Origin of the sequence: Acinetobacter sp. CIP 102129 (assembly GCF_000368305.1) — a bacterium.
Lineage (GTDB): Bacteria > Pseudomonadota > Gammaproteobacteria > Pseudomonadales > Moraxellaceae > Acinetobacter > Acinetobacter parvus.
This window is the reverse complement of the sequence record NZ_KB849341.1, coordinates 1,105,016-1,126,184: the sequence shown is the minus strand read 5'-3', so window position 1 is coordinate 1,126,184 and position 21,169 is coordinate 1,105,016. Positions and strand designations below refer to the sequence as shown.

Here is a 21,169-nt window from a genome sequence, read left to right as displayed (position 1 = left end):
GATGCTTTTATTTAACTCACTGTTTTCTTATGGATGAGAGATATTTGGAGCAAGCGATGAACTTTCTAAAACGATCTGTCTTTCTTTCCCTATGTGCTTTTATGGCATTACCAACCGTGCAGGCAGAAGAGGTGACTACATTGCCAACGATTCGCGTGATGGCTGAATCTGAGTTGCGTGAAGAAGTGGGACCTGTTCCATTTCAGGAAGACATGAAAGTGCGTCAGGCTTTGCAACACCGCATATATAAGACCCATAGTGATATGCAGAATGAGCCAATAAAAGAAAGCACAGTTACAGTCGATTATCAGCCGAAAGTAGACGATCCTGATCCATCGCAGATTCCATTGACATTGCAACCCTATAATATTTTTGCTGTGGCGGCGGGTTTTCAGTCATCAGACCCAACCAATGGGCTTTTTAAAATGTTGCAACCTTTTAATATTACTCGTGATAATGTCGATGGCATTCGTGATGGAACAATAAAAATTAATTTTGATGCGGTTTTGAGATTACAGCAGCAGATTCGGGATGAGTTAAAAAGTCAAAATCAATTTCTTATGCGCTAAAGATTTTGAATTGTTGTTGGGAAAACCCCCACATATATAATGCGGGGGTAGCCTTTTATTGTTTTAGATAACGTTCAAAAATCCTAGAGAAATCATAATTTTCTATTTGTTTTCTGCGCTCTGTAAACTTGTTTTCAACCTGGATTGTGGTTTGTGAAATAATATCTGGCAAGTTTAGCAAAACCTGTTCTGATAATTCACGTAAGGAAAACATATTATTTACAGCTTGCTGAGTGATGACTAGCGAATTCATTTGGCGTTCAATTTCTTTGCATGCTTCGCCAATACTAAATAGGGCTTTATATAGATCACGGACTTTTTCAATTTGTGATTTTTCAATATCAATTGAATAACTTGCACCACCGAGTTGGAATTTGATTTCGACGTCCCGATCAATTGTACCTGCTGTTTCTAGAAGTACCCGACTGATCTGATAGTGTTTATATGGATAGCGATAAAGGGTACGTTTTTTACTGACAGCACTGGTTCCATCTAAATGTATAAAGGCAGTATTGGTAAAGCAATACTCATCCGTTTTTGCTTTGATCAAGAAGAAAATCTTTTCATTGTCTTCATGGAAAATATAGTCATCAATATCAGTTTTATCATAATCTTGCGGTTCAATAATCTTACCGATATCACTGGTTCCCATTAAATCTGCTGCCATATTTTTAAACATTGTTAGAACCTTATCGTTTATTGGAGTTAGGATCATAATTGGCGAAGTATTGTTCTGTCTAGAGTGAACATTTGTGTTTTAAGAATTCAATACAGCCTTGAAATGAGTTTCTAGTATAAAAAATCCCCGCTTAGCACGGGGATTTTCTTTTTATCTCAGTGTTGATTACACACGTTCGATAATAGTCGCGATACCTTGACCAAGACCGATACACATCGTCGCAAGACCGATTTGAGTATCTTGTTGTTCCATCACGTTTAACAATGTTGTTGTGATACGTGCACCTGAACAGCCCAATGGGTGACCCAATGCAATCGCACCACCATTCAAGTTGATGATGTCTTGTTTGTCATAGACGCCTAAGCCTTTCATGACTGATAAGCCTTGAGCAGCAAATGCTTCGTTTAATTCGATAGTTTGGATATCCGCCATCGTTAAACCAGCACGTTTAAGCGCTTTTTGAGTTGCTGGTACTGGACCGTAACCCATGATCGCAGCATCACATCCTGCAATAGCCATAGAACGAATCACAGCACGTGGTTTTAAACCAAGTGACTGCGCACGTTCAGCAGACATCAACAACATTGCAGATGCGCCGTCAGAAAGCGCAGAAGAAGTCGCAGCGGTTACTGTACCTGCTTTACTTGGGTCGAACACTGGACGCAATGCCGCAAATGCTTCAAGGTTGGCATCTGGACGAATGACTTCGTCGACATCACATAAGATTTTGAAGCCATTTTGATCGTGACCTTCAACACCCACGATTTCGTTTTTGAAACGACCTTCTTGTGTTGCAGCCCATGCACGACGGTGAGATTCAACACCGAACGCATCTTGTTCTTCACGAGAGATACCGTTCATACGACCCAACATTTCAGCAGTTAAGCCCATCATGTTAGATGCTTTGGCATAGTGTTTAGACGCTTCAGGGTTAAGGTCGATGCCGTGCATCATACCTACGTGACCCATATGCTCTACACCACCGATGATGAATACATCACCTTGATTGGTTGCAATCTGTGCAGCAGCCGTGTGGATTGCTTGCATAGAAGAACCACACAAACGGTTAACCGTTTGACCGCCAGCAGTCTTTGGAATATCAGCCAATAAACCAATATTACGAGCAATGTTCATCCCTTGCTCTAAAGTTTGGTTGACACAGCCCCAGATGACATCTTCAACTTCATTGGTGTCGAACTGGTTACGAGCAACAAGAGCACGTACGAGTTCAGCAGATAAACTGTCGGCACGTACATTGCGGAACATGCCGTTACGTGATTTGCCCATGGCAGAACGAACGCCATCGACAATCACAACGTCACGTGGATTTAAAGTAGCCATTCACGTCGCTCCTTAACCGTAGAATTTTTTGTTGTTAGCAGCCATGTCACGCAACATTTGTGGCGCTTCATAAGCCTTACCTAAGTGTGCATATTTGTCGCAAAGGGCAACGTATTCAGCAACACCTGTTTGGTCGATATAACGGCATGGACCACCACGGAATGGAGGGAAACCTACACCCATGATCATCGCCATATCTGCTTCAGAAGCAGTTGCAACAATGTTGTCTTCTAAGCAACGAACCGTTTCGTTACAGAAAGCAAGCATCATACGGTCAATGATTTCTTGTGGATCAAATTCACGCTTTTCGCCAGTCACGAAAGGCGCAATGATTTCGTAAGCTGTTGGATCAACAGTTTTCGCTTTCTTACCTTTCTTATCTAACACGTATTTGTAGAAACCAACGTCATTCTTTTGACCAAGACGTTTTGCTTCATACATCGCTTCGATAGAACCTTTGTAGTCAGGCTTCATACGATCAGGGAAACCTTCAGCCATTACTTCTGCGCCATGTACACCTGTATCGATACCAACAACATCGATCAAGTATGCAGGACCCATAGGCCAGCCAAATTTCGCCATTACATTATCCACTTGCTGGAAGTCAGCACCGTCTTTAACGAGTAGGTCGAATGCACCGAAGTAAGGGAACAATACGCGGTTTACTAAGAAACCTGGGCAGTCGTTTACAACGATCGGTGTTTTACCCATTTTCTGAGCAAGAACAACAGTTGTTGCGATGGCTTCATCAGAAGTTTTTTCACCACGAATAACTTCAACCAATGGCATCATGTGTACTGGGTTGAAGAAGTGCATACCAACGAAGTTTTCAGGACGTTGTAATGCTTTCGCAAGGCGTGTAATCGAGATTGTAGATGTGTTAGATGCAATGATCGTGTTTTCACGAACATGCTTTTCTGTATCTGCAAGTACGATTTCTTTAACTTTAGGGTTTTCAGTTACCGCTTCAATCACGATGTCCACTTCTTTAAACTCATCGTAACTTAAAGTAGGACGGATGCGAGCAAGGGTTTCGCCCATTTGTGCAGGTTTCATTTTGTTGCGTTCAACTTGCTTTGTTAGCAAGCCATTCGCTTCTTTCATACCTAATGCAAGTTGTGGGTTCCCAATATCTTTCATGATGATTGGAGTGCCTTTGCTTGCCGCTTGGTAAGCAATACCACCACCCATGATACCCGCACCTAATACAGCTGCTTGGTTGACAGGGTGAGCACCTTTTTCATATTTTTTCGCAGTTTTCTTTACCACTTGGTCATTGATGAATAGACCAATCAGTGCGCCTGCTTGAGGTGTTACCGCAGCTTTGGCAAAGCCTTCAGCTTCAGCTTTTAAAGCACCATCACGGCCTAGGCTTGCGCCTGCTTGTAATGAATCAAGTAATAGTTTTGGCGCAGGATATTGTGCAGGATTTGCTTTTGCAAGAACCGCACCCTTCGCGCTATTGAATGCCATCATTTGTTCTAAGGCATTCAACTTTACTGGGTCTAATTTTTCTTGGCGTTTCGCTTTCCAGTTTAAACGACCTGAAATGGCTTGTTTTACCAAGTCAATTGCTGCTTCTTGTAGTTTGTCAGCAGCAACAACTGCATCTACAGCACCATCTTTCAGTGCAGCAGCTGGTTTTTTCGGGTTCGCCATTGCCATCCACTCAACAGCATTGTCGATACCGATTAAACGGCTTAAACGTACACTGCCACCGAAACCAGGGTATATCCCGAGTTTGATTTCTGGTAAGCCAACCTGTGCCTGCTCTGACATGACACGATAGTCACATACCAGACACATTTCAAAACCGCCACCCAATGCTGTGCCGTTGATTGCAGCAACTTTAGGGATGTCTAAATCTTCAAAGCTGTTGAAGATTTCATGGACAGGCATAAGCCAATCAACAATTGCTTGTTCACCAGCAGCGAAGTTGTCGCCAAATTCAGTAATATCTGCACCAACGATAAATGTTGATTTAGCCGAAGTAACGATTAAGCCTTTAATGTCGTTATTGGCTTTAACTGCAGCAATCGCTGCCTGGAAGTCTTCGATGGTTGCGCGGTTAAATTTATTAACCGACTCACCTTGTAGGTCAAAGCGGAATTCTGCAATTCCGTCCGCAAGCATTTGGACGGTAATGGCATTGCCAGCGTGGATCATGCCTGATCTCCTTGTTGTGGAGGATTCTAAGTTGATGTCATAAAGCTTATGCGCCTGGAAAGGCGCAAAAATGCTTCGCTAATCTTACGATAACTATATCCAAAAAGAACATAACAAGTTGTATCAAGCCGTGACGCGAGGGTCATCAATTTGTTGTAACTCATCGATTGTGTGAATCAGCTAGGCCATAAAAATGGGATAACAGTGTATTCCACTTTATTCAAAGATGGGTTTGGATAGAGGATAAATATCGTTTTTGTTCGATTTAAGTAAGGAAAATTGGTGTTTAAGTACTTAAATTTGGTAAAATAGTCGGCTTATTTTTTATGTGCGATTTGGAAAGTTTGCGATCAAATTGACATTGGGTTTTCATTTGGGCAGGTAGAGTAAGTTATGATTAAGTGGATCATATTAGCGATATTTATCATTTCTGCGCTTTATATTCAGCGCCGTGGTAAAGTGAAACATTCGTTTTATCGTCAGTTTTTTGACCATTCAACCATTCTCGCACCCATTAATTTTTTAATGTACCTCTTTTCCAGAGTGCCAAACCAGCCGTATATCGATACCCAGTATTTTAAGGATTTAAAGATTCTTGATGAACACTGGGAAATGATTCGTGATGAGGCCAAGGCTTTATATGACAAAGGTGGGATTAAAGCTTCAAGTAGTTATGATGACTTGGGTTTTAATTCTTTCTTTAAAACAGGCTGGAAACGTTTTTACCTGAAATGGTATGACTCGGCACATCCATCTGCTGCTGAACTCTGCCCGAAAACAACCGCTTTATTAAAGACATTACCTAGCATTAAGGCGGCAATGTTTACTGAGTTGGCACCAGATAGCCGTTTAGTTCGCCATCGTGATCCTTATGCGGGTTCATTGCGTTACCATTTAGGTTTGATTACACCAAATGATGATCGCTGTTTTATTGATGTTGATGGGGAGCGTTATTCATGGCGTGATGGTGAAAGTGTGGTGTTCGATGAAACCTATATTCACTATGCGGAAAATACCACTGACCAGAATCGTATTATCTTTTTCGCTGATGTGGAACGTCCATTAAAAACCCGTTTTATGCAAAAGTTTAACCACTGGTTTGGAAAAAGTGTCATGACCGCAGCTAGTTCACCTAATGAGGCAGGCGATCAAACAGGTGGCTTAAATAAAGTCTTTGGTTATGTTTATCAAATTCGTATCAAGGCCAAAGCGTTAAAGGCTAAAAATCGTCAGCTTTACTATTTCCTGAAATGGTTCATCATGTTAGGGCTATTTTTCTTAATTTTTATTCGACCTTATGTATTTTAAGTCTGAATGAGATCAACGCCCGAAAGGGCGTTTTTTTATAACGATGATTTAGTTATTTATTTGTTTATTAATATTGGCAAAAACAAGTTCAGTTGAGTACTCAAGATTATATTGAATCTTATCCAACCCAAAATCTGTCACATGTAAATGAACTAGCCTGTGATTTCTTTAATGGGTCTGCATTTAAGAGTGTGGATAAGCTGCTGAATAAGGCTTTCTAATTGGATACTTGCCAGCGGTGTTGGAAAGATGGATTTCAGTTGACCAGACTTGAAATTCATCTACTCAGGCTACATCATCAAAACATTACTAATGATGAAGTCTGCTGTGAATCCAAACGCGCGTGAACATATTGAAAAAATCCTGACTCATATGACTCAATTGCCTGGTGTTTATAAAATGCTCGGCAAAGATGGAGAATTACTGTATGTCGGAAAAGCCAAAAACTTAAAGAATCGTGTATCCAGCTATTTTGTTAAAACCATTGACCATCCCAAGACACAGGCTCTAGTTGCGCGAATTTATGACATCGAAAGTTTAGTTGTTCGTTCTGAAACAGAAGCATTGTTACTTGAACAAAATCTGATTAAATTACATCGTCCACCATACAATATTATGTTGCGCGATGATAAGTCCTATGTCTATATCTTTGTCTCGGCAGACAAGCCCTATCCCCGCATTGCCAGTGGCCGTGGCAAGGGCAAGCATCAGGTCGGCAAGTTTTTTGGGCCTTATCCCAGTGCTTATAGCGCTAGAGATACGCTACTTGTATTACAAAAATTATTTAATGTGCGCCAATGTGAAAATAGTTATTTTTCACAACGTAAACGTCCTTGTTTACAGTATCAGATTAAACGTTGTACAGCGCCTTGTGTCGGTTTGATTAGCCCTCAGGACTATAAGGAAGATGTGGATAATTCGATCCGTTTTCTACAGGGTGATACCAGGGAGCTGAATCAGGAACTGATTGGGAAAATGGAACAGGCCGCCGAAGCACTGGAATTTGAAAAAGCGGTGTTCTATCGGGACCGTTTGGCCTTGCTACGTGAGGTTCAGGCACAGCAGGCGGTATTTAAGATCAAGGGTGAGGCCGATATTTTGGCGATTGCCCATCAGGCAGGCGTAACCTGCGTCCAGATCATGTATGTGCGGAATGGGCGTATGCTGGGCGGAAAAAGTTATTTTCCTGATATGTTGGGAGATGACCTGGGCCAGATGCTTACTGATTTTATGGCCAACTTCTATTTTCAGGTGGCGGATGAGGTGCCAACTGAGTTGATTGTGAATGTCGATGTACCTGACCGAATACAGCTTGAAGAGGCCTTGCAGCAAACCTTTAATAAAAAGGTGCAGATTAAGTATAAAGTGCGTGAAACGCGGGCAGAATGGCAAGAGCTGGCACAAATGAATGTGCAGCATGCGATTAAAGGCAAACTCAGCAGCCATTTGGAATTGAACGAGCGTTTTCATCAACTTGAACAAGTGGTTGGTCGTCCCATTGACCGAATTGAATGCTTTGATATCAGTCATACTATGGGTGAAGCACCGATTGCTTCTTGTGTGGTGTTTGATCAGGGCGGTGCGAGAAAGCGCGATTATCGCCAGTTTGCGATTCAGGATATTACGGGCGGGGATGATTATGCGGCGATGCGTCAGGCACTGATCCGTCGCTATAAAAAGAATATGTTGCCTGATCTGCTCCTGATTGATGGCGGTAAGGGGCAACTGCATATGGCCATGGAGGTGATGCTGGAACTCCAGCTCGATGCCTTTATGATCGGCGTGTCCAAGGGTGAGGGGCGTAAACCGGGATTAGAAACGCTGCATTTTACCGATGGCACCAAGATTCAGCTAGCAGAAGACCATAAGGCACTTCACCTGATCCAGCAGGTTCGAGATGAAGCGCATCGTTTCGCCATTACCAAACATCGAGCTAAGCGTGATAAACGCCGTAGTAGTTCAGTTTTGGAAGCTATTCCTGGGCTAGGGCCAAAACGCCGTCGTGATCTACTCACTCATTTTGGTGGTATACAAGGTGTTTTAAAAGCCTCGGAAAAAGAGTTGATGCTGGTGCCAGGCCTAGGAGAAGTGATGGCAGGGACAATTTATAAAATTCTGCATGAATAATTTGACCGATTGGCTCAATCTCTCAATGACTGATGCGTCAATGATCATTCACAAACAGGTAAAAACATTTAAAGATAAGATGGTTTGACAATTAAGGAAAGATAATGTCATTGCTTCCGCTGTATCAACAGGTTGAACATCAAGAGTGGATTGACATTCCCTCAGGATGGTTACAAGGTCGCACCGTATTTGGCGGTTTAGTTGCAGGATTATTAATCCAAAAGGCACAGAGTGTGGTTCATGATACAACAAAGCAGTTATTGAGTTGTAATGTGACCTTTGTTGGTCCTGTGCAAGAAGGGCAGGCTAAACTCACGGCGGAAGTGTTGCGAGAGGGTAAATCGGTTACAACCTTAGAAGTGCGGTTATGGCAAGCAGATACTGTACAAAGTATTTTAATAGCAAGTTTTGGTTCGCAGCGTGAATCTCGGATTCATGTGCAAAATCTACCGCAAGTTCCTGATTATCCACTGCCAGCACAGTTGGAAAAAACAGCTTATATTGAAGGCTTAATGCCACAATGTTTTCAACAGTTTGAACTATGTTGGGCTGAAGGGTATTATCCAATGGCTGGCAGCAAAGTGCCTGACTTTGGTGGATGGTGTCGTTTTATTCCTCAGTTGCATCCAAATCGCGAAATGAAACTAGCCGATCTATTTGGATTGATGGATGTGTGGCCACCGGGTGTGTTGCCCATGTTTAAAACCCCTGCACCTGCAAGCTCATTAACTTGGCAAATTACCTATTTGCAGCCGATTGCTCATCAAGTACAGGATTGGTTCAAATACAAAGTAGTGACTGAATATGCTGAACATGGTTATTCAACCGAGTATGCTTATCTTTGGGATGATGAAAATCGACTGATTGCGGTACTTCGACAAACAGTTGCCGTTTTTGCCTAGTCGACACTGCCGTGCATTTCGTATAAAGTTGCTTACACATGGATACAATCTCGGCACATCCTTTGTGCGACATGCATATTTGATGCGAACAACATGGCGGTGTTTATGAGCACAGGGCGAATCCTGAACATTCCTAATATTTTAACTTTGGCGCGTATCGCCCTCATTCCTGTATTTTTGGCAATTGCCTATTGGCCGCCTGCCATTGGGATTGCTGAGCATCATGGGGGAATGATGCGACATCTGATATTGACCGCAATCTTTGTTCTTGCGGCAGTGACAGATTGGTTCGATGGGTATTTAGCTCGAACTTTGAATCAGACTTCTGCTTTCGGGCGTTTCCTAGATCCTGTTGCTGATAAGCTGATGGTTGCGGCGGCATTGATTGTACTGGTGCAATGGCAACCGACCATTTCAATGGCTTTTGCGGCGATTGTGATTATTTCCCGTGAAATTACTGTTTCAGCATTGCGTGAATGGATGGCTGAATTGGGTGCACGTACCAGTGTGGCAGTTTCTACGGTAGGAAAGTACAAAACAGCATTTCAAATGATTGCGATTAGTGTGTTTCTGCTCAACTGGAAACCACTGGAAATGTGGGCCTATGCCTTGCTTTATGCGGCGGTGATTTTGACGTTGTGGTCGATGTTTATTTATATGAAAGCAGCATGGCCCTATCTGAAACAACCGTAACTATTTTTCTGTATTGCCATATAAATTATAGTCAAACTACTTTATTATTCATACAGGATTCGAAAAAAACTCGAAATAATTCATAGACTGAGTTGTATTGGTTTTATAATGATTTGACTATAGCTCTAATTTATTGGCGAATGTGAATCCAACCTTTAGCTGGGTACGTTTGGCCCAGCGTGTGCCTGTTAAAATTATGCTGGATGAGCAACCACAGAATCCGTTGGCCTTTGTTTCAGGACGAACAGCAACGGTTAGAATTATTGAGAAATGATCAAGGCGTAATCCCAGCAGGATCACGATACCAGCTTTGAATCAGCAGTGCAGCAGCAAAACTATCTGCTGACAAACGTTTAGCCTGCCCCTTGTTCTGGTAAAACTCAAGTTCTTCCCTTGCTTCACGGGTGGTCAGGCGTTCATCTACCATCCATGTTTCAATATTGGTCTGATGGCGTAAACGCCGTGCAAACTTACGCGCACGTGCTGACAGTTCAGATTCACTATCATCCATATTCAATGGTAAGCCAACCAGAAACAGGTTGGGTTGCCATTCCCTGACCAGTTTTAACAACTGATTCCAGTCAGGAATACCATCTTTCATGGCAAATAATGGCAGGGGAGTGGCACTTTCAATAGTGGATTGACCAATTGCCATCCCCATTTTCTGGGTGCCAAAATCAAAAGCCATGATGGATTGGGACGCTTGCATATCAGGCATGACCAATTTCAGACGCAAACCAGGTACGGTCTACCCCAATTTTTTTATAGGCAGCATCCCAGCGATCGTTATAAGGCAGGTTGAAAATCAGGTCCATGTCAGATTCACAGATCAGCCAGTCACCCCGTGCAATTTCTTCCTCAAGCTGGTGTTTGCCCCAGCTCGCATAGCCTAATGCAATCTGGTAACGCCCAACACCCTCGTTATGCGCAATCGCATCCAGAATATCCTTGCTGGTGGTGATACAGACATTCTCGCCAACCGCAATCGACGAGTGCCAAGTCGGTTGGCCCGTATGCAGCACAAAGCCAGCTTCAGGACGTAAAGGGCCACCCTGCAAAACCGCATGTGGCTGTACGTTGTCTGCATCGATCTCCAAATCGTTGAGGAGTTCCCTGATCTGTAGGTTTGATGGGCGATTAATCACGATGCCCTGAGCACCATCCTCATCATGACGAGCAACATAAATGACTGTGTTTGCAAAGAAGTCATCTGCCATGTCTGGTGGAGCGATAAGACAACGGTGAGTTAAATATTGTTTCGTCACCTAGGCGGTTCTCCATCAAAACAAGTCCCACTTTAAAAAGGGGATTTAGGGGGATTAAATAATAGGTTGTTTTTATCAACATACAAGAGTTGATTGGATTTCGCCAATCATTTTCTGATATTTTGTTGCATAAACTAGGCTGACTGGAATTTGAGCTGACGCAACTGTCTGGCGTGCTGCAAGGTGGTTTCGCTAATTTCAACACCACCAGACATGCGGGCAAGCTCCAGAATACGCTGTTCTTCATCCAGTTCAATGATGGTGCTACTGGCGGGGTCGGTCTGTTGTTTCTTCACCAGCAAATGCTGGTCAGATTGTGCTGCAACCTGAGCCTGATGGGTGATACAAAGTAATTGTACATGCTGCGCCAAGTCAGCCAATAAACGCCCCACCACTTCAGCTGTGCCGCCACTGATCCCCACATCGATTTCGTCAAATACCAACACCTCAGATTCGGTTTTTTCAGCATTCATGACCTGCATCACCAGGGCGATACGTGACAGTTCACCGCCTGATGCAACACGGGCCAGCGGTTGTGGTGGAATACCCTTGTTGGCCGTGAATAAGAGTTGAATAAAGCTTAGACCCTCGGCATTGGCTGCTTCCAGGGGTTCAAACTTAAACTCAAAATATGCTTCTGGTAATGCCAGTGGTTTGACTTGCTCAGTCAACTGTTTTGCCAATGGAATGGCAGCTTTACGACGGATTTCATCCAGATGCTGTGCCTGTTGCATAAACTCCTGATAGGAAACTTCAACCTGTTCCGCCAGAGTTTCAGGATCTTCCAGTTGATGCAGTTGCTCTAGCTCTTGTTGCCAGATTTCATATTCCTGTTTCAGCAGTTCAGGCTGGGTACGGTATTTACGTGCAAGGCGGTGAAAAACTTCCAGTGTTGCATTGAGCTGTTCCATGCGCTCAGGATCAAAGCTTTGACGGTCAATAAACTGACGTAGGCTGGAGGTGGCGTCATCAATCTCACTTTGTGCATTTAACAGTGAATTGTAGATACTGGAAAGCTGTTCACTGCGACCCGCATGCGACTCTAAACGACGAATAATGGAAGCGATTTCCTGCGTGATGTTTTGCTCAGCTTCATCCAGCACATTCAGGCTATAAGCACAGTCCTGCATAATGTGTTCATGGTGACTAAGACGGTCAAATTCCTGTTCAATCTCTCGATAATCGGTTTGAATCACATCTTCCAGTTCTTCTATCTGTGATTCCAGAGTGTGTAGTCTTTGAATTCGGGTGGTCTGTGCATCTAAGGCGGCTTGATGTTGTCGGATATTTGTTTGCCATGTCGCATAGGCTTCACGTACTGCATCAGCAGGAGCGGCAAAGTTGCTATAACGGTCGAGCCAGTGTTTTGGATAGGGCGGTTCAAGTAACTGCTGTTGGCTATGCTGGCTATAGAGCTGGACCAACAAACGCCCAATTTCTTTCAGTTCAGCCAAGCTACCTGGACGACCATTAATCCACGCCTTGCTGCGTCCAGTGGCAAAAATCACACGTCTTAAATGAATTTCACCTGAATCATCATCCAGTTCATGCTCAGCCAGCCATTTAGCCTCTACACTATCGGGTTTATAGCTAAAGACAGCGGTCACATCGGCCTTATCCGCCCCATAGCGTACATAATTGGTGTCGGTACGTTCCCCCAGACATGCGGAGAGTGCATCTAACAATAATGATTTGCCGGCGCCAGTTTCACCAGTCAGCACATTGAAACCCTGTTCAATGTCCAGTGCCAGATGGTCGGCAAGTGCAAAATTAATTAAAGTTAAATGGGTGAGCATAAATGCATCCAATGCACAGAATATTTTGCTTAAAGATAAAGAAGTTTTATCCTAGCGACAAGAGTGAATTACGCTTGGCAATATTAAAAAAATAAAATCAACAGGGACTAAATATGGGAATAAAAATTGCTAGTTTTGCATAAGGAAATGGATTGATTAGTTGCGATGGCACAATTAAACTACGTCCAGCATAATCTAATATAAATGCGGCATTATTTGGAGAGTACGCATGAGTTCAGTGCAGTTTGATCATGTAACGGTCATCAAAAAATCGAATGTGTATTTTGGTGGGGCATGTATCAGTCATACAGTACAGTTTGAAGACGGTACAAAAAAGACTTTAGGTGTGATTCTACCCACTGAGCAGCCTTTAACCTTTGCGACCCATGTGCCAGAGCGTATGGAGATCATTTCGGGTGAATGTCGGGTTAAAATCGCCGACAGCACTGAAAGTGAATTGTTCCGTGCGGGGCAGTCTTTCTATGTGCCAGGCAATAGCAAGTTTGACATTGAGACGGATGAAGTCCTTGATTACGTTTGCCATTTAGAAGGCTAACCTATTCGCGTCTAAATCGGGTACACTAGATTTAATGGAAATCCTGTAAAAGTCATTTTGCAGGATTTTTATTTTTATGAAATCTCCTTTTATATTCCGCTTTCTTAAAGAGGTCGTTCATGGCAAAACCTGAATATTATTATGGCGTTCATTCAGTGGAGTCATTGCTGGAGCTGGAGCCTGAACGAGTTTTGACCTTATTCACCCTGAAAGGGCGTGATGATCAGCGTCTACAAAAGATTTTGCAGTTGGCTGAACCTTTTGGGATTAGTGTACAGAAAGCCAGCCGAGACAGTCTCGAAAAACTGGCAGGTCTGCCATTTCACCAAGGTGTAGTTGCTGCAGTTCGACCACATCCAACTTTAAATGAAAAAGATTTGGATCAGTTAATGCAGCAATCACCTGATGCTTTATTGTTGGCATTGGATCAAGTCACTGATCCGCATAATCTAGGGGCTTGTATTCGTACTGCTGCTGCAATGGGGGTGCAAGCCGTGATTGTACCGCGTGACCGTTCAGCAAGCTTAACCCCGACAGCACGTAAGGTTGCCGCAGGTGGTGCTGAGAAAGTGAAGTTTATTCAGGTCACCAATTTGGCTCGAACATTGGCGCATCTCAAAGAAACAACACATAGCCGTGTGATTGGCACTATGCTGGACGAAAAGGCATTGCCTATTCAACAGTGTGATTTTAACGGTCCAGTGGTGATTGTGATGGGGGCGGAAGATACAGGATTAAGGCCTATAACCCAGTCGCAATGTGACCAAACCGTTTATATCCCTATGTCTGGTGATTTACAAAGTTTAAACGTCAGTGTGGCGACAGGGATGGCACTTTATGAGGCATGCCGACAGCGTAATGCTGTATAATTCACACAATTATCGTCAATGTAATTAAAAATGACTGCTCGCACGCAAGGCTATCTGTTCGTTTGTATCACCATGTGCATCTGGGGCGGTTTTACCATTCTCTCCCGTTTAAATCTGCACTGGCATGTCAGTGCCTGGGACTTGGTGGCAATGCGTTTTGCGATTGCTTTTATCATTCTCATGCCTGTGCTGGTGTATAAAAAAGATTTAGCTTTCTTATGGCATCCACGTCCAGTCATTTTAGCCTTAACAGGTGGTTTAGCTTACTGTCTAACGGTTTATACTGCTTTTTTACATGCACCAGCAGCGCATGCCGCAATTTTTCTCAATGGTTGTATTCCACTGTGTACTGCCGTAGCTGCTTATTTATTGTTTAAACAGCCTTTTGATAAACATACCTGGCTCAGTCTCAGCATTATGTTGAGTGCTCTGGCATTGATGAGCTACCTGATGTTGCATGAGCAGGCTTCTGCTTTTGGCCTTGGCGATATTCTCTTTTTTCTGAGTGCGGTTTGGTGGGGCATCTTCACTGTATTGTTAAAACAATGGAAATTATCAGCCTGGCATTCGATGGCAAGTGTGGCCATTTGGTCAGCACTGATTTATTTACCGATCTATATCCTGTTTATTCCTAAACATTTTCAGGAAGCAGAGCCTGTCCATTTGCTGGTACAGGGTGTATTTCATGGTGTTTTGGTGGTGATTATTGCAACCCTGACCTATGTTGCCGCAATTGAACGTTTGGGTGCATTTAAAACGGGAAGCATTGTGACCTTGGCGCCATTTATTGCTGCTATCATTGCTGTACCTCTGTTAAATGAACCTTTGAGTCCAGCGATTATGTGTGGATTAGTGGGTATGGGTATTGGCGCTTTACAACCATGGCGCTGGTTCCGTAAAGATGCATTAACGGCCCAGTTGTCTCAACAGAAACAGGATTAGCCGATCTGCTCAGCCCGCTGTAAATAATTTAGGTGCAATGGTTTGAGTTGTTTGTGCAGATGTTCAAGTAGTCCATCGTTGAGTACAACATCATTGGCGAGCTGTTGTTTTTGAGTACGGGGCATTTGAGCTGCAATAATCTTTCGTATTTGTTCTTCAGTTTGCCCATCACGCTGGCTGGCACGTTGTAACTGGGTTTGTTCATCTGCATCAATCAACAGAGTGTGTTGAACCAGTTCATGCTGGTTGGTTTCAAAGAGCAGGGGTGAAACCAGAATCACGTAAGGGCTTTCTGTCTGCTGTAACTGCTGGATAATGGATTGGCGAATAGCAGGGTGGGTGATTTGTTCTAAACTGTGACGAGCCTCTGGGAACTGAAAAATATGTTCACGTAATGCGCGGCGGTCTAGATGACCATCTTCCAGTAACACCCAGTCGCCAAATAGCTGTTGAATTTTCTGTAACGTTGGCTGGCCTGGTTCAACAATTTCCCTCGCAACAACATCAGCATCAATGACGCGAATACCTTGGGATTCAAACCATTGCGTGGCGGCTGACTTACCACTGCCAATCCCGCCTGTAATGCCCAAGATAAAACGCATATTAACCACCTAAATAGACTTTCATAATTTGATCACCCCATAAAAATGCGATCCAGCCTGCAATGGCGATATAGGGACCAAAGGCAAAGGGCTGATTTTCACCACGTATTTTCATGAGAATAATACCGATAATGGCACCCACGACTGAGGAAAGCAGCACAACAAGCGGCAGCATCATAGGCCCCATCCAGGCACCTAGAGCGGCAAGCAACTTAAAGTCACCATATCCCATGCCTTCTTTACCAGTCACCAATTTAAAAAGATAGTAAACCACCCATAGACAGAGGAAACCAATCAAATAACCCCAAATCGCTGACGTGGCAGTTGTATAAATTGCAAAACTGTTAATTCCTAAGCCTAGTGCTGCCAAAGGAAGCGTAAAGCGGTCTGGCAGCAATTGTGTATCGAAATCAATAAAAGTGAGTGTGATCAATGCCCATGTGAGGACTAAACCAAAGAGCATCTGAATGGTTGCACCAAATACTGCTACAACGATTAATGAACAAACCATGGTGAGAAGTTCAATTAATGGATAGCGAATACTAATTGGATTCTGGCAAGAACCACATTTGCCACGAAGAATGATCCAACTGATGATCGGTATATTCTGATACCAGCGAATAGGGGATTTACATTGAGGACAGGTTGAGGCAGGTTGGCTTAATGTTAACTTACTTTGATCAATAAGTGGTTGCTCTGGATGAAGCAGCATTTGGCATTCCTGATGCCATTCTTGCTCCATCATTTTTGGCGTACGAAAAATGACAACGTTGAGAAAACTACCAATACATAGACTCAAAAGCCCAACTGCTAGGTACAGTGCAGTTGGGTTCTCGATAAAATAAGAGAGTGATTGTTGCATTAGACCACAGAACCCATTTGGAAGATTGGCAGATACATGGCAATGACAAGACCACCAACAAGTACGCCTAAAATAGCCATAATCAATGGTTCCATCATTGAGGTTAAGCCATCGACCGCATTATCCACTTCATTTTCATAGTGGGTCGCCACTTTGTCTAGCATACTATCCAAGGCCCCTGACTCTTCACCAATCGCGACCATTTGAATCGCCATAGATGGGAAGCGATTGGATACCCGCATCGCAAATTGTAATTGCTGGCCTGTGGCGACATCTTCACGGATTTTCATCACTGCTTCTTCATAGATCACATTATTGGTTGCACCAGCAGTTGATTCAAGTGCATCTATAAGAGGGACACCTGCTGCAAAGGTGGTGGCTAGGGTACGACTATAGCGGGCAATAATGGCTTTATATACTAAATCACCAAAAATTGGTGCCTTGAGTGCCATTTTATCTAAAAGGTCACGAAACTTCTTGCTACGTTTCTTTGCCTCAAGAAAAGCGGTAATAATTGCGCCAATCACGATGATAAGAATAAACCAGTATTCCTGCATCCACTTGGACATATTCACGACCATTTGGGTAAAAGCAGGCAGGTCTGCACCAAAGGAACTAAACAGATCCTGGAAAACAGGAACCACTTTGACCATTAGAATAATGGTTACGACCACTGCAACCACAATGACTGTGGCTGGATATTTCATGGCTTTTTTAATTTTTTGTTTAAGCAGTTCACTTTTTTCTTTATATATCGCTACACGATCCAGCATGGTTTCAAGGGCACCTGATTGTTCACCAGATTCAACTAAGGAACAAAAGAGGTTGTCAAAATACTGAGGATATTTTTTCAGGGCGCCTGCAAAAGTATTCCCCCCTTCTACTTCACCCTTAATCCCCAACACTACTTCGCGCATGGCAGGATTTTCCAGGCCTTCGGCAACGATTTCAAAACCTTGCACTAATGGCACACCAGCTTTCATCATAGTCGCTAATTGGCGGGTAAAGATGGTGATATCTAGTGTGGTGACTTTCTTTTTCATTAATCCTTCGAGAATGTTTTTACGTTTTTCCCGAATATTCTTGATGGTCACGCCTTGTTTTCGTAAAGTGACTTTAGCTAAAGCCATGTTGCGAGCTGGTAATTCCCCTTTAATTTTTGCCCCTTTACGGTCTACTCCGTCATAAGCAAAAGTAGGCATCATTTGCGCTTTTTTAGCTGCCATGATTGTAATCCTTTTTATTGATTTTATTCACTGGTGACTCGGTTGACTTCCTGTAGGGAAGTAATCCCCTGTATCACTTTTTTCAAACCCGAACGTCGTAAATTGTTGAATCCCGCTTTTTCCGAGGCTGCTGCAATTTCCAGGGCATTACCATCTTCCATAATAATTCTGGATATTTCTGGCGTCACTTTCATGACTTCATAAATACCGACACGGCCCTTGTAGCCTTCCCTGCATTCACTACAGCCTACAGGTTGAAATATCTGTAAATCTGGATTGGCCAAGTCTTGTTCAGTAAAACCTAGCTCTAAAAGACTTTGTTTAGGTACATCTACGGGTGCTTTACATTGTGAACATAAGCGACGTGCCAAGCGTTGCGCGATAACAAGATTAACTGATGTTGCGATATTAAACGAAGGTACACCCATGTTGCGTAAACGGGTTAAAGTTTCTGGCGCACTGTTGGTATGCAGTGTTGACATCACCATATGACCTGTTTGCGCTGCTTTAATTGCGATTTCAGCAGTTTCAAGATCACGAATCTCACCGACCATAATTACATCAGGGTCTTGACGTAAGAAAGCCTTTAATGCAGCAGAGAAAGTCAATCCTGTCTTTGGATTCACGTTGACCTGATTAATCCCTTCCAAGTTAATTTCCACAGGGTCTTCTGCTGTTGAAATATTGGTATCTTCAGTGTTTAAAATGTTTAGACCAGTATATAGAGATACGGTTTTACCAGAACCTGTTGGACCTGTAATCAGTAGCATTCCTTGAGGCTTTTCAAGTGCTTCCATGAATAATGCTTTCTGGTTATCTTCATAGCCTAATGCTTCAATGCCGAGCATAGCACTTGATGGATCCAAAATACGAAGTACTAATTTTTCCCCAAATAGCGTGGGTAAAGAGTTGACACGGAAATCAATCGCTTTGGTTTTTGACAATTTAAGTTTAATACGACCATCTTGAGGCATTCGTTTTTCAGAAATATCCATTTGGGACATAACTTTTAAACGAGAGGCAAGTCGATTCGCCATTTGTAAAGGTGGGGTAGCAATCTGGCGTAATACACCATCCACGCGGTATCGTACTCGATACATTTTTTCATACGGTTCAAAATGTAAGTCTGATGCACCCATCCGAATCGCATCAATCAATAATTTATTGATATATTTTACAATCGGAGACTCCTCTCCTTGGGCAGGTTCATCATCATCTTTAGGTGTGTCTGTCACGACATCCACATCTAGGTCAAAATCTTCACTATCACCGAAATCAAAGCTACCACTGTCACCAAACTGTTGTTCAATCAGTTTCTCAAGCTTGTTATGTTCAACAATAATCGGTTCAATATTAAGCTTGGTGTTAAAGCGAATGGCATCTAATGAATCAATATTGGTTGGATTGCTCGTAGCAACATACAAAATTTGTCCACGTTGTATTAACGGAACAACACGATGTTTTTGTATCAGCTTGTTGTCTGTTAAATCTTTGGGTAATAAGGCTGTATCATATACAGCAAGGTCAAAAAGAGGCTCATCGAATTCATGAGAAATACTTTCTGCAATGGTAAGTGGAGAAAGACGATGTTGTTCGATCAAATGAGCCACAATATCCTGTTGGGCCTTTTTTGCCGCATCAATGGCATTCTGCATGTTTGATGCAGACAAATGCCCCTCTTCGACTAAACGCCGAATGAACCCTGAAAATTTTGGAGACGTATGTAATCCTGACATCTGTCCGCCTTGTGACAATAAATGTTTATAATAGCTATCTTACAAAATTATACTTTTGTTGCGTAAAAATACTACTGGAGAAAGTGTCGTTTTTGACTTGATTCATATCTAAAACGTTGAACTGATCGAATTTTTTACAAATTAATTTTCTAAAACCAAGATAATTACCTAAAAATGGAAATAATAAAATCCGTCAGGAAATGACCTACTTTCAAATAAATAGAATGCTATTCCCTTATAACATTAATTTTTACAAACAACTGTACAGTGGTTATCAGGTTAAACCAGATAAAAAAACTGAATTTTATAAAAATCCGTGTAAAATATGCAGCATTTTTTACAAATTAGCAGTAGACCAAAGTATGTCGAGTCCGACCATTACCCCTTGGGTTGTTGGCAATTGGAAAATGAATCCAATGCATGCTGACGCTCTTCAATTAATAGAAGAATTTAAACGGCTATTACAACAGGACAATATTTTGCCTGAGCAATGCCATATTGGTATGGCACCGATTGCAATTGCGCTTACAAGTATTCAGGCACAGCTCAAGGATGCGGTTCGGACAATTTACACGGTGGCTCAGGATGTATCGCGTGTAGCGGGAACGGGTGCGTATACAGGTGAAGTGAGTGCAGAATTGCTCAAGGATAGCCAAATTGATTTTGTTTTGGTTGGCCATTCCGAGCGTCGTGAATTATTTGGTGATGGTGTCGAAACACTTCAGTCAAAATTGTATAATGCGTTGAATGCTGGTCTCAATGTGATTTACTGTGTGGGTGAAAGCCTTGAGCAGCGTGAGCAGGGACTGGCTGAGCAAGTGGTATTGCAACAAATCTGTGATATCGCCTCAGTGGTGAAGCCTGAACAGTGGCAAAATATTGTGGTTGCTTATGAGCCGATCTGGGCGATTGGTACGGGAAAAACTGCGTCACCAGCAGATGCCCAAACCATGCATGCAAAAATCCGTGAGGGGCTAAAGCAAATTACACCTGTAGGTGCGCAAATGGCGATCTTATATGGTGGCAGTGTTAAGCCTGAAAATGCGGCTGAATTGGCGGCATGTCCAGATATTAATGGTGCCTTGGTGGGTGGTGCATCACTCAACGCACAATCTTTTTACCAAATTGCAAAAGCATTTGCACAAAATAAGTAACGGGGAATAGAAATGTATAGTTTTATACTCGTTGTACATATCATTTTAGCAATCTTGATTATTGCATTGGTTTTGGTACAACAAGGTAAGGGTGCGGAAGCAGGCGCGTCATTCGGTGGCGGTGGTGCGGCAACAGTATTTGGTGCATCTGGGGCGGGAAATTTCCTGACCCGTTTAACTACTATCTTTACCGCATTGTTTTTCGTCACCAGTTTAACCCTGGCGGTTTTTGCGAAAAAACAGACCATAGATGCTTATAGTTTAAAAACTGTGCAAAGTTCAACGTCTGTTCCTACAACATCGCCTGAAACTTCATCAAATGCACCGAAAACGACAGAATAAGTCGAATTAATCCTTTCCTTTTGGGATTTAAAGG

Annotated in this window: 20 protein-coding genes and 1 pseudogene; 11 read left to right on the top strand and 10 right to left on the bottom strand. The window is 42.8% G+C overall.

The features are described from left to right. Positions 1-56: 56 nt before the first annotated feature. Positions 57-569 carry a hypothetical protein gene (locus F973_RS13385; protein ID WP_004762305.1) on the top strand — a complete coding sequence of 171 codons (513 nt, stop codon included), beginning with the start codon at positions 57-59 and terminating at the stop codon, positions 567-569. Positions 570-624: 55 nt separating this feature from the next. On the opposite strand, the gene F973_RS13380 is transcribed toward F973_RS13385, so the two are convergent. The 3 genes from F973_RS13380 to fadB form a co-directional block, all read right to left on the bottom strand. Beyond that, complete coding sequence (locus tag F973_RS13380; RefSeq protein WP_004762302.1) at positions 625-1,248, bottom strand: PH domain-containing protein; 624 nt, start codon at positions 1,246-1,248, stop codon at positions 625-627. A gap of 165 nt (positions 1,249-1,413) precedes the next feature. Further along, on the bottom strand, positions 1,414-2,589 hold the full coding sequence (fadA, locus tag F973_RS13375) for an acetyl-CoA C-acyltransferase FadA (protein ID WP_004762300.1): 1,176 nt from the start codon (positions 2,587-2,589) through the stop codon (positions 1,414-1,416). A gap of 12 nt (positions 2,590-2,601) precedes the next feature. After that, positions 2,602-4,755 (bottom strand): fatty acid oxidation complex subunit alpha FadB, encoded by a 2,154-nt coding sequence (fadB, locus tag F973_RS13370; RefSeq protein WP_004762298.1) that lies wholly within the window; start codon positions 4,753-4,755, stop codon positions 2,602-2,604. Positions 4,756-5,148: 393 nt separating this feature from the next. Here fadB and lpxO point away from each other — a divergent pair, with 393 nt between their 5' ends. The 5 genes and pseudogenes from lpxO to F973_RS14865 all read left to right on the top strand — a co-directional run. Continuing rightward, entirely contained in the window at positions 5,149-6,063 is a 915-nt protein-coding gene (lpxO, locus tag F973_RS13365) for a lipid A hydroxylase LpxO (protein WP_004762296.1), read from the top strand. Between the two features lie 327 nt (positions 6,064-6,390). Further along, positions 6,391-8,190 carry an excinuclease ABC subunit UvrC gene (uvrC, locus tag F973_RS13360; protein ID WP_034432778.1) on the top strand — a complete coding sequence of 600 codons (1,800 nt, stop codon included), beginning with the start codon at positions 6,391-6,393 and terminating at the stop codon, positions 8,188-8,190. Positions 8,191-8,294: 104 nt separating this feature from the next. Then, positions 8,295-9,092 carry a thioesterase family protein gene (locus F973_RS13355; RefSeq protein ID WP_004674389.1) on the top strand — a complete coding sequence of 266 codons (798 nt, stop codon included), beginning with the start codon at positions 8,295-8,297 and terminating at the stop codon, positions 9,090-9,092. 105 nt (positions 9,093-9,197) lie between these two features. Then, positions 9,198-9,785 (top strand): CDP-diacylglycerol--glycerol-3-phosphate 3-phosphatidyltransferase, encoded by a 588-nt coding sequence (pgsA, locus tag F973_RS13350; RefSeq protein ID WP_004674390.1) that lies wholly within the window; start codon positions 9,198-9,200, stop codon positions 9,783-9,785. A 121-nt stretch (positions 9,786-9,906) separates the two neighbouring features. Continuing rightward, positions 9,907-10,059 (top strand): annotated as a pseudogene (locus tag F973_RS14865) (fusaric acid resistance protein); the annotation flags it as partial. Here the strand turns inward: F973_RS14865 and ruvX are convergent. From ruvX to recN, 3 genes are all read right to left on the bottom strand, one after another. Then, a complete protein-coding gene (gene ruvX, locus F973_RS13345) occupies positions 10,060-10,503 on the bottom strand; it encodes a Holliday junction resolvase RuvX (protein WP_004674392.1) in 444 nt (147 codons plus the stop codon). It abuts the pseudogene before it with no gap. Continuing rightward, complete coding sequence (locus F973_RS13340; RefSeq protein WP_004674393.1) at positions 10,496-11,050, bottom strand: YqgE/AlgH family protein; 555 nt, start codon at positions 11,048-11,050, stop codon at positions 10,496-10,498. The genes ruvX and F973_RS13340 overlap by 8 nt, the downstream gene beginning before the upstream one ends. Before the next feature lie 134 nt (positions 11,051-11,184). Continuing rightward, a complete protein-coding gene (gene recN / locus F973_RS13335) occupies positions 11,185-12,846 on the bottom strand; it encodes a DNA repair protein RecN (protein ID WP_004762291.1) in 1,662 nt (553 codons plus the stop codon). A gap of 229 nt (positions 12,847-13,075) precedes the next feature. Here recN and F973_RS13330 point away from each other — a divergent pair, with 229 nt between their 5' ends. The 3 genes from F973_RS13330 to F973_RS13320 all read left to right on the top strand — a co-directional run bounded on the left by F973_RS13330 (position 13,076) and on the right by F973_RS13320 (position 15,213). Beyond that, positions 13,076-13,402, top strand: a complete 327-nt coding sequence (locus tag F973_RS13330; protein WP_004680708.1) for a pyrimidine/purine nucleoside phosphorylase — start codon at positions 13,076-13,078, stop codon at positions 13,400-13,402. A gap of 119 nt (positions 13,403-13,521) precedes the next feature. Continuing rightward, on the top strand, positions 13,522-14,271 hold the full coding sequence (gene rlmB, locus F973_RS13325; protein ID WP_004762289.1) for a 23S rRNA (guanosine(2251)-2'-O)-methyltransferase RlmB: 750 nt from the start codon (positions 13,522-13,524) through the stop codon (positions 14,269-14,271). Positions 14,272-14,301: 30 nt separating this feature from the next. Next, positions 14,302-15,213, top strand: coding sequence for a DMT family transporter (locus F973_RS13320; protein WP_004762287.1), 912 nt, complete (start codon positions 14,302-14,304; stop codon positions 15,211-15,213). Here F973_RS13320 and coaE read toward each other — a convergent pair. The 4 genes from coaE to pilB are packed head-to-tail and all read right to left on the bottom strand — an operon-like array spanning position 15,210 to position 19,639. Next, on the bottom strand, positions 15,210-15,815 hold the full coding sequence (coaE, locus tag F973_RS13315) for a dephospho-CoA kinase (RefSeq protein ID WP_004762286.1): 606 nt from the start codon (positions 15,813-15,815) through the stop codon (positions 15,210-15,212). The genes F973_RS13320 and coaE overlap by 4 nt on opposite strands. Before the next feature lies 1 nt (position 15,816). Beyond that, positions 15,817-16,677 (bottom strand): prepilin peptidase, encoded by an 861-nt coding sequence (locus tag F973_RS15570; RefSeq protein WP_004762285.1) that lies wholly within the window; start codon positions 16,675-16,677, stop codon positions 15,817-15,819. Further along, entirely contained in the window at positions 16,677-17,903 is a 1,227-nt protein-coding gene (locus F973_RS13305) for a type II secretion system F family protein (RefSeq protein ID WP_004762284.1), read from the bottom strand. Before F973_RS13305 ends, F973_RS15570 begins: the two co-directional genes overlap by 1 nt. Before the next feature lie 23 nt (positions 17,904-17,926). Next, positions 17,927-19,639: a type IV-A pilus assembly ATPase PilB gene (pilB, locus tag F973_RS13300; protein WP_004762283.1), complete on the bottom strand. Its 1,713-nt coding sequence runs from the start codon at positions 19,637-19,639 to the stop codon at positions 17,927-17,929. Between the two features lie 362 nt (positions 19,640-20,001). On the opposite strand from pilB, the gene tpiA reads away from it, so the two are divergent. Both tpiA and secG read left to right on the top strand, forming a co-directional pair. Continuing rightward, positions 20,002-20,793, top strand: coding sequence for a triose-phosphate isomerase (tpiA, locus tag F973_RS13295; protein WP_004756291.1), 792 nt, complete (start codon positions 20,002-20,004; stop codon positions 20,791-20,793). Positions 20,794-20,805: 12 nt separating this feature from the next. After that, positions 20,806-21,135, top strand: coding sequence for a preprotein translocase subunit SecG (secG, locus tag F973_RS13290; protein WP_004680701.1), 330 nt, complete (start codon positions 20,806-20,808; stop codon positions 21,133-21,135). The last annotated feature ends 34 nt before the right edge of the window (positions 21,136-21,169 follow it).

Coding starts and splice junctions, on each gene's coding strand:
- F973_RS13385 (WP_004762305.1), top strand. CDS start 57: ATGAACTTTCTAAAACGATCTGTCTTTCTTTCCCTATGTGCTTTTATG.
- F973_RS13380 (WP_004762302.1), bottom strand. CDS start 1,248: ATGTTTAAAAATATGGCAGCAGATTTAATGGGAACCAGTGATATCGGT.
- fadA (WP_004762300.1), bottom strand. CDS start 2,589: ATGGCTACTTTAAATCCACGTGACGTTGTGATTGTCGATGGCGTTCGT.
- fadB (WP_004762298.1), bottom strand. CDS start 4,755: ATGATCCACGCTGGCAATGCCATTACCGTCCAAATGCTTGCGGACGGA.
- lpxO (WP_004762296.1), top strand. CDS start 5,149: ATGATTAAGTGGATCATATTAGCGATATTTATCATTTCTGCGCTTTAT.
- F973_RS13355 (WP_004674389.1), top strand. CDS start 8,295: ATGTCATTGCTTCCGCTGTATCAACAGGTTGAACATCAAGAGTGGATT.
- pgsA (WP_004674390.1), top strand. CDS start 9,198: ATGAGCACAGGGCGAATCCTGAACATTCCTAATATTTTAACTTTGGCG.
- ruvX (WP_004674392.1), bottom strand. CDS start 10,503: ATGCCTGATATGCAAGCGTCCCAATCCATCATGGCTTTTGATTTTGGC.
- recN (WP_004762291.1), bottom strand. CDS start 12,846: ATGCTCACCCATTTAACTTTAATTAATTTTGCACTTGCCGACCATCTG.
- F973_RS13330 (WP_004680708.1), top strand. CDS start 13,076: ATGAGTTCAGTGCAGTTTGATCATGTAACGGTCATCAAAAAATCGAAT.
- rlmB (WP_004762289.1), top strand. CDS start 13,522: ATGGCAAAACCTGAATATTATTATGGCGTTCATTCAGTGGAGTCATTG.
- F973_RS13320 (WP_004762287.1), top strand. CDS start 14,302: ATGACTGCTCGCACGCAAGGCTATCTGTTCGTTTGTATCACCATGTGC.
- coaE (WP_004762286.1), bottom strand. CDS start 15,815: ATGCGTTTTATCTTGGGCATTACAGGCGGGATTGGCAGTGGTAAGTCA.
- F973_RS15570 (WP_004762285.1), bottom strand. CDS start 16,677: ATGCAACAATCACTCTCTTATTTTATCGAGAACCCAACTGCACTGTAC.
- F973_RS13305 (WP_004762284.1), bottom strand. CDS start 17,903: ATGGCAGCTAAAAAAGCGCAAATGATGCCTACTTTTGCTTATGACGGA.
- pilB (WP_004762283.1), bottom strand. CDS start 19,639: ATGTCAGGATTACATACGTCTCCAAAATTTTCAGGGTTCATTCGGCGT.
- tpiA (WP_004756291.1), top strand. CDS start 20,002: ATGTCGAGTCCGACCATTACCCCTTGGGTTGTTGGCAATTGGAAAATG.
- secG (WP_004680701.1), top strand. CDS start 20,806: ATGTATAGTTTTATACTCGTTGTACATATCATTTTAGCAATCTTGATT.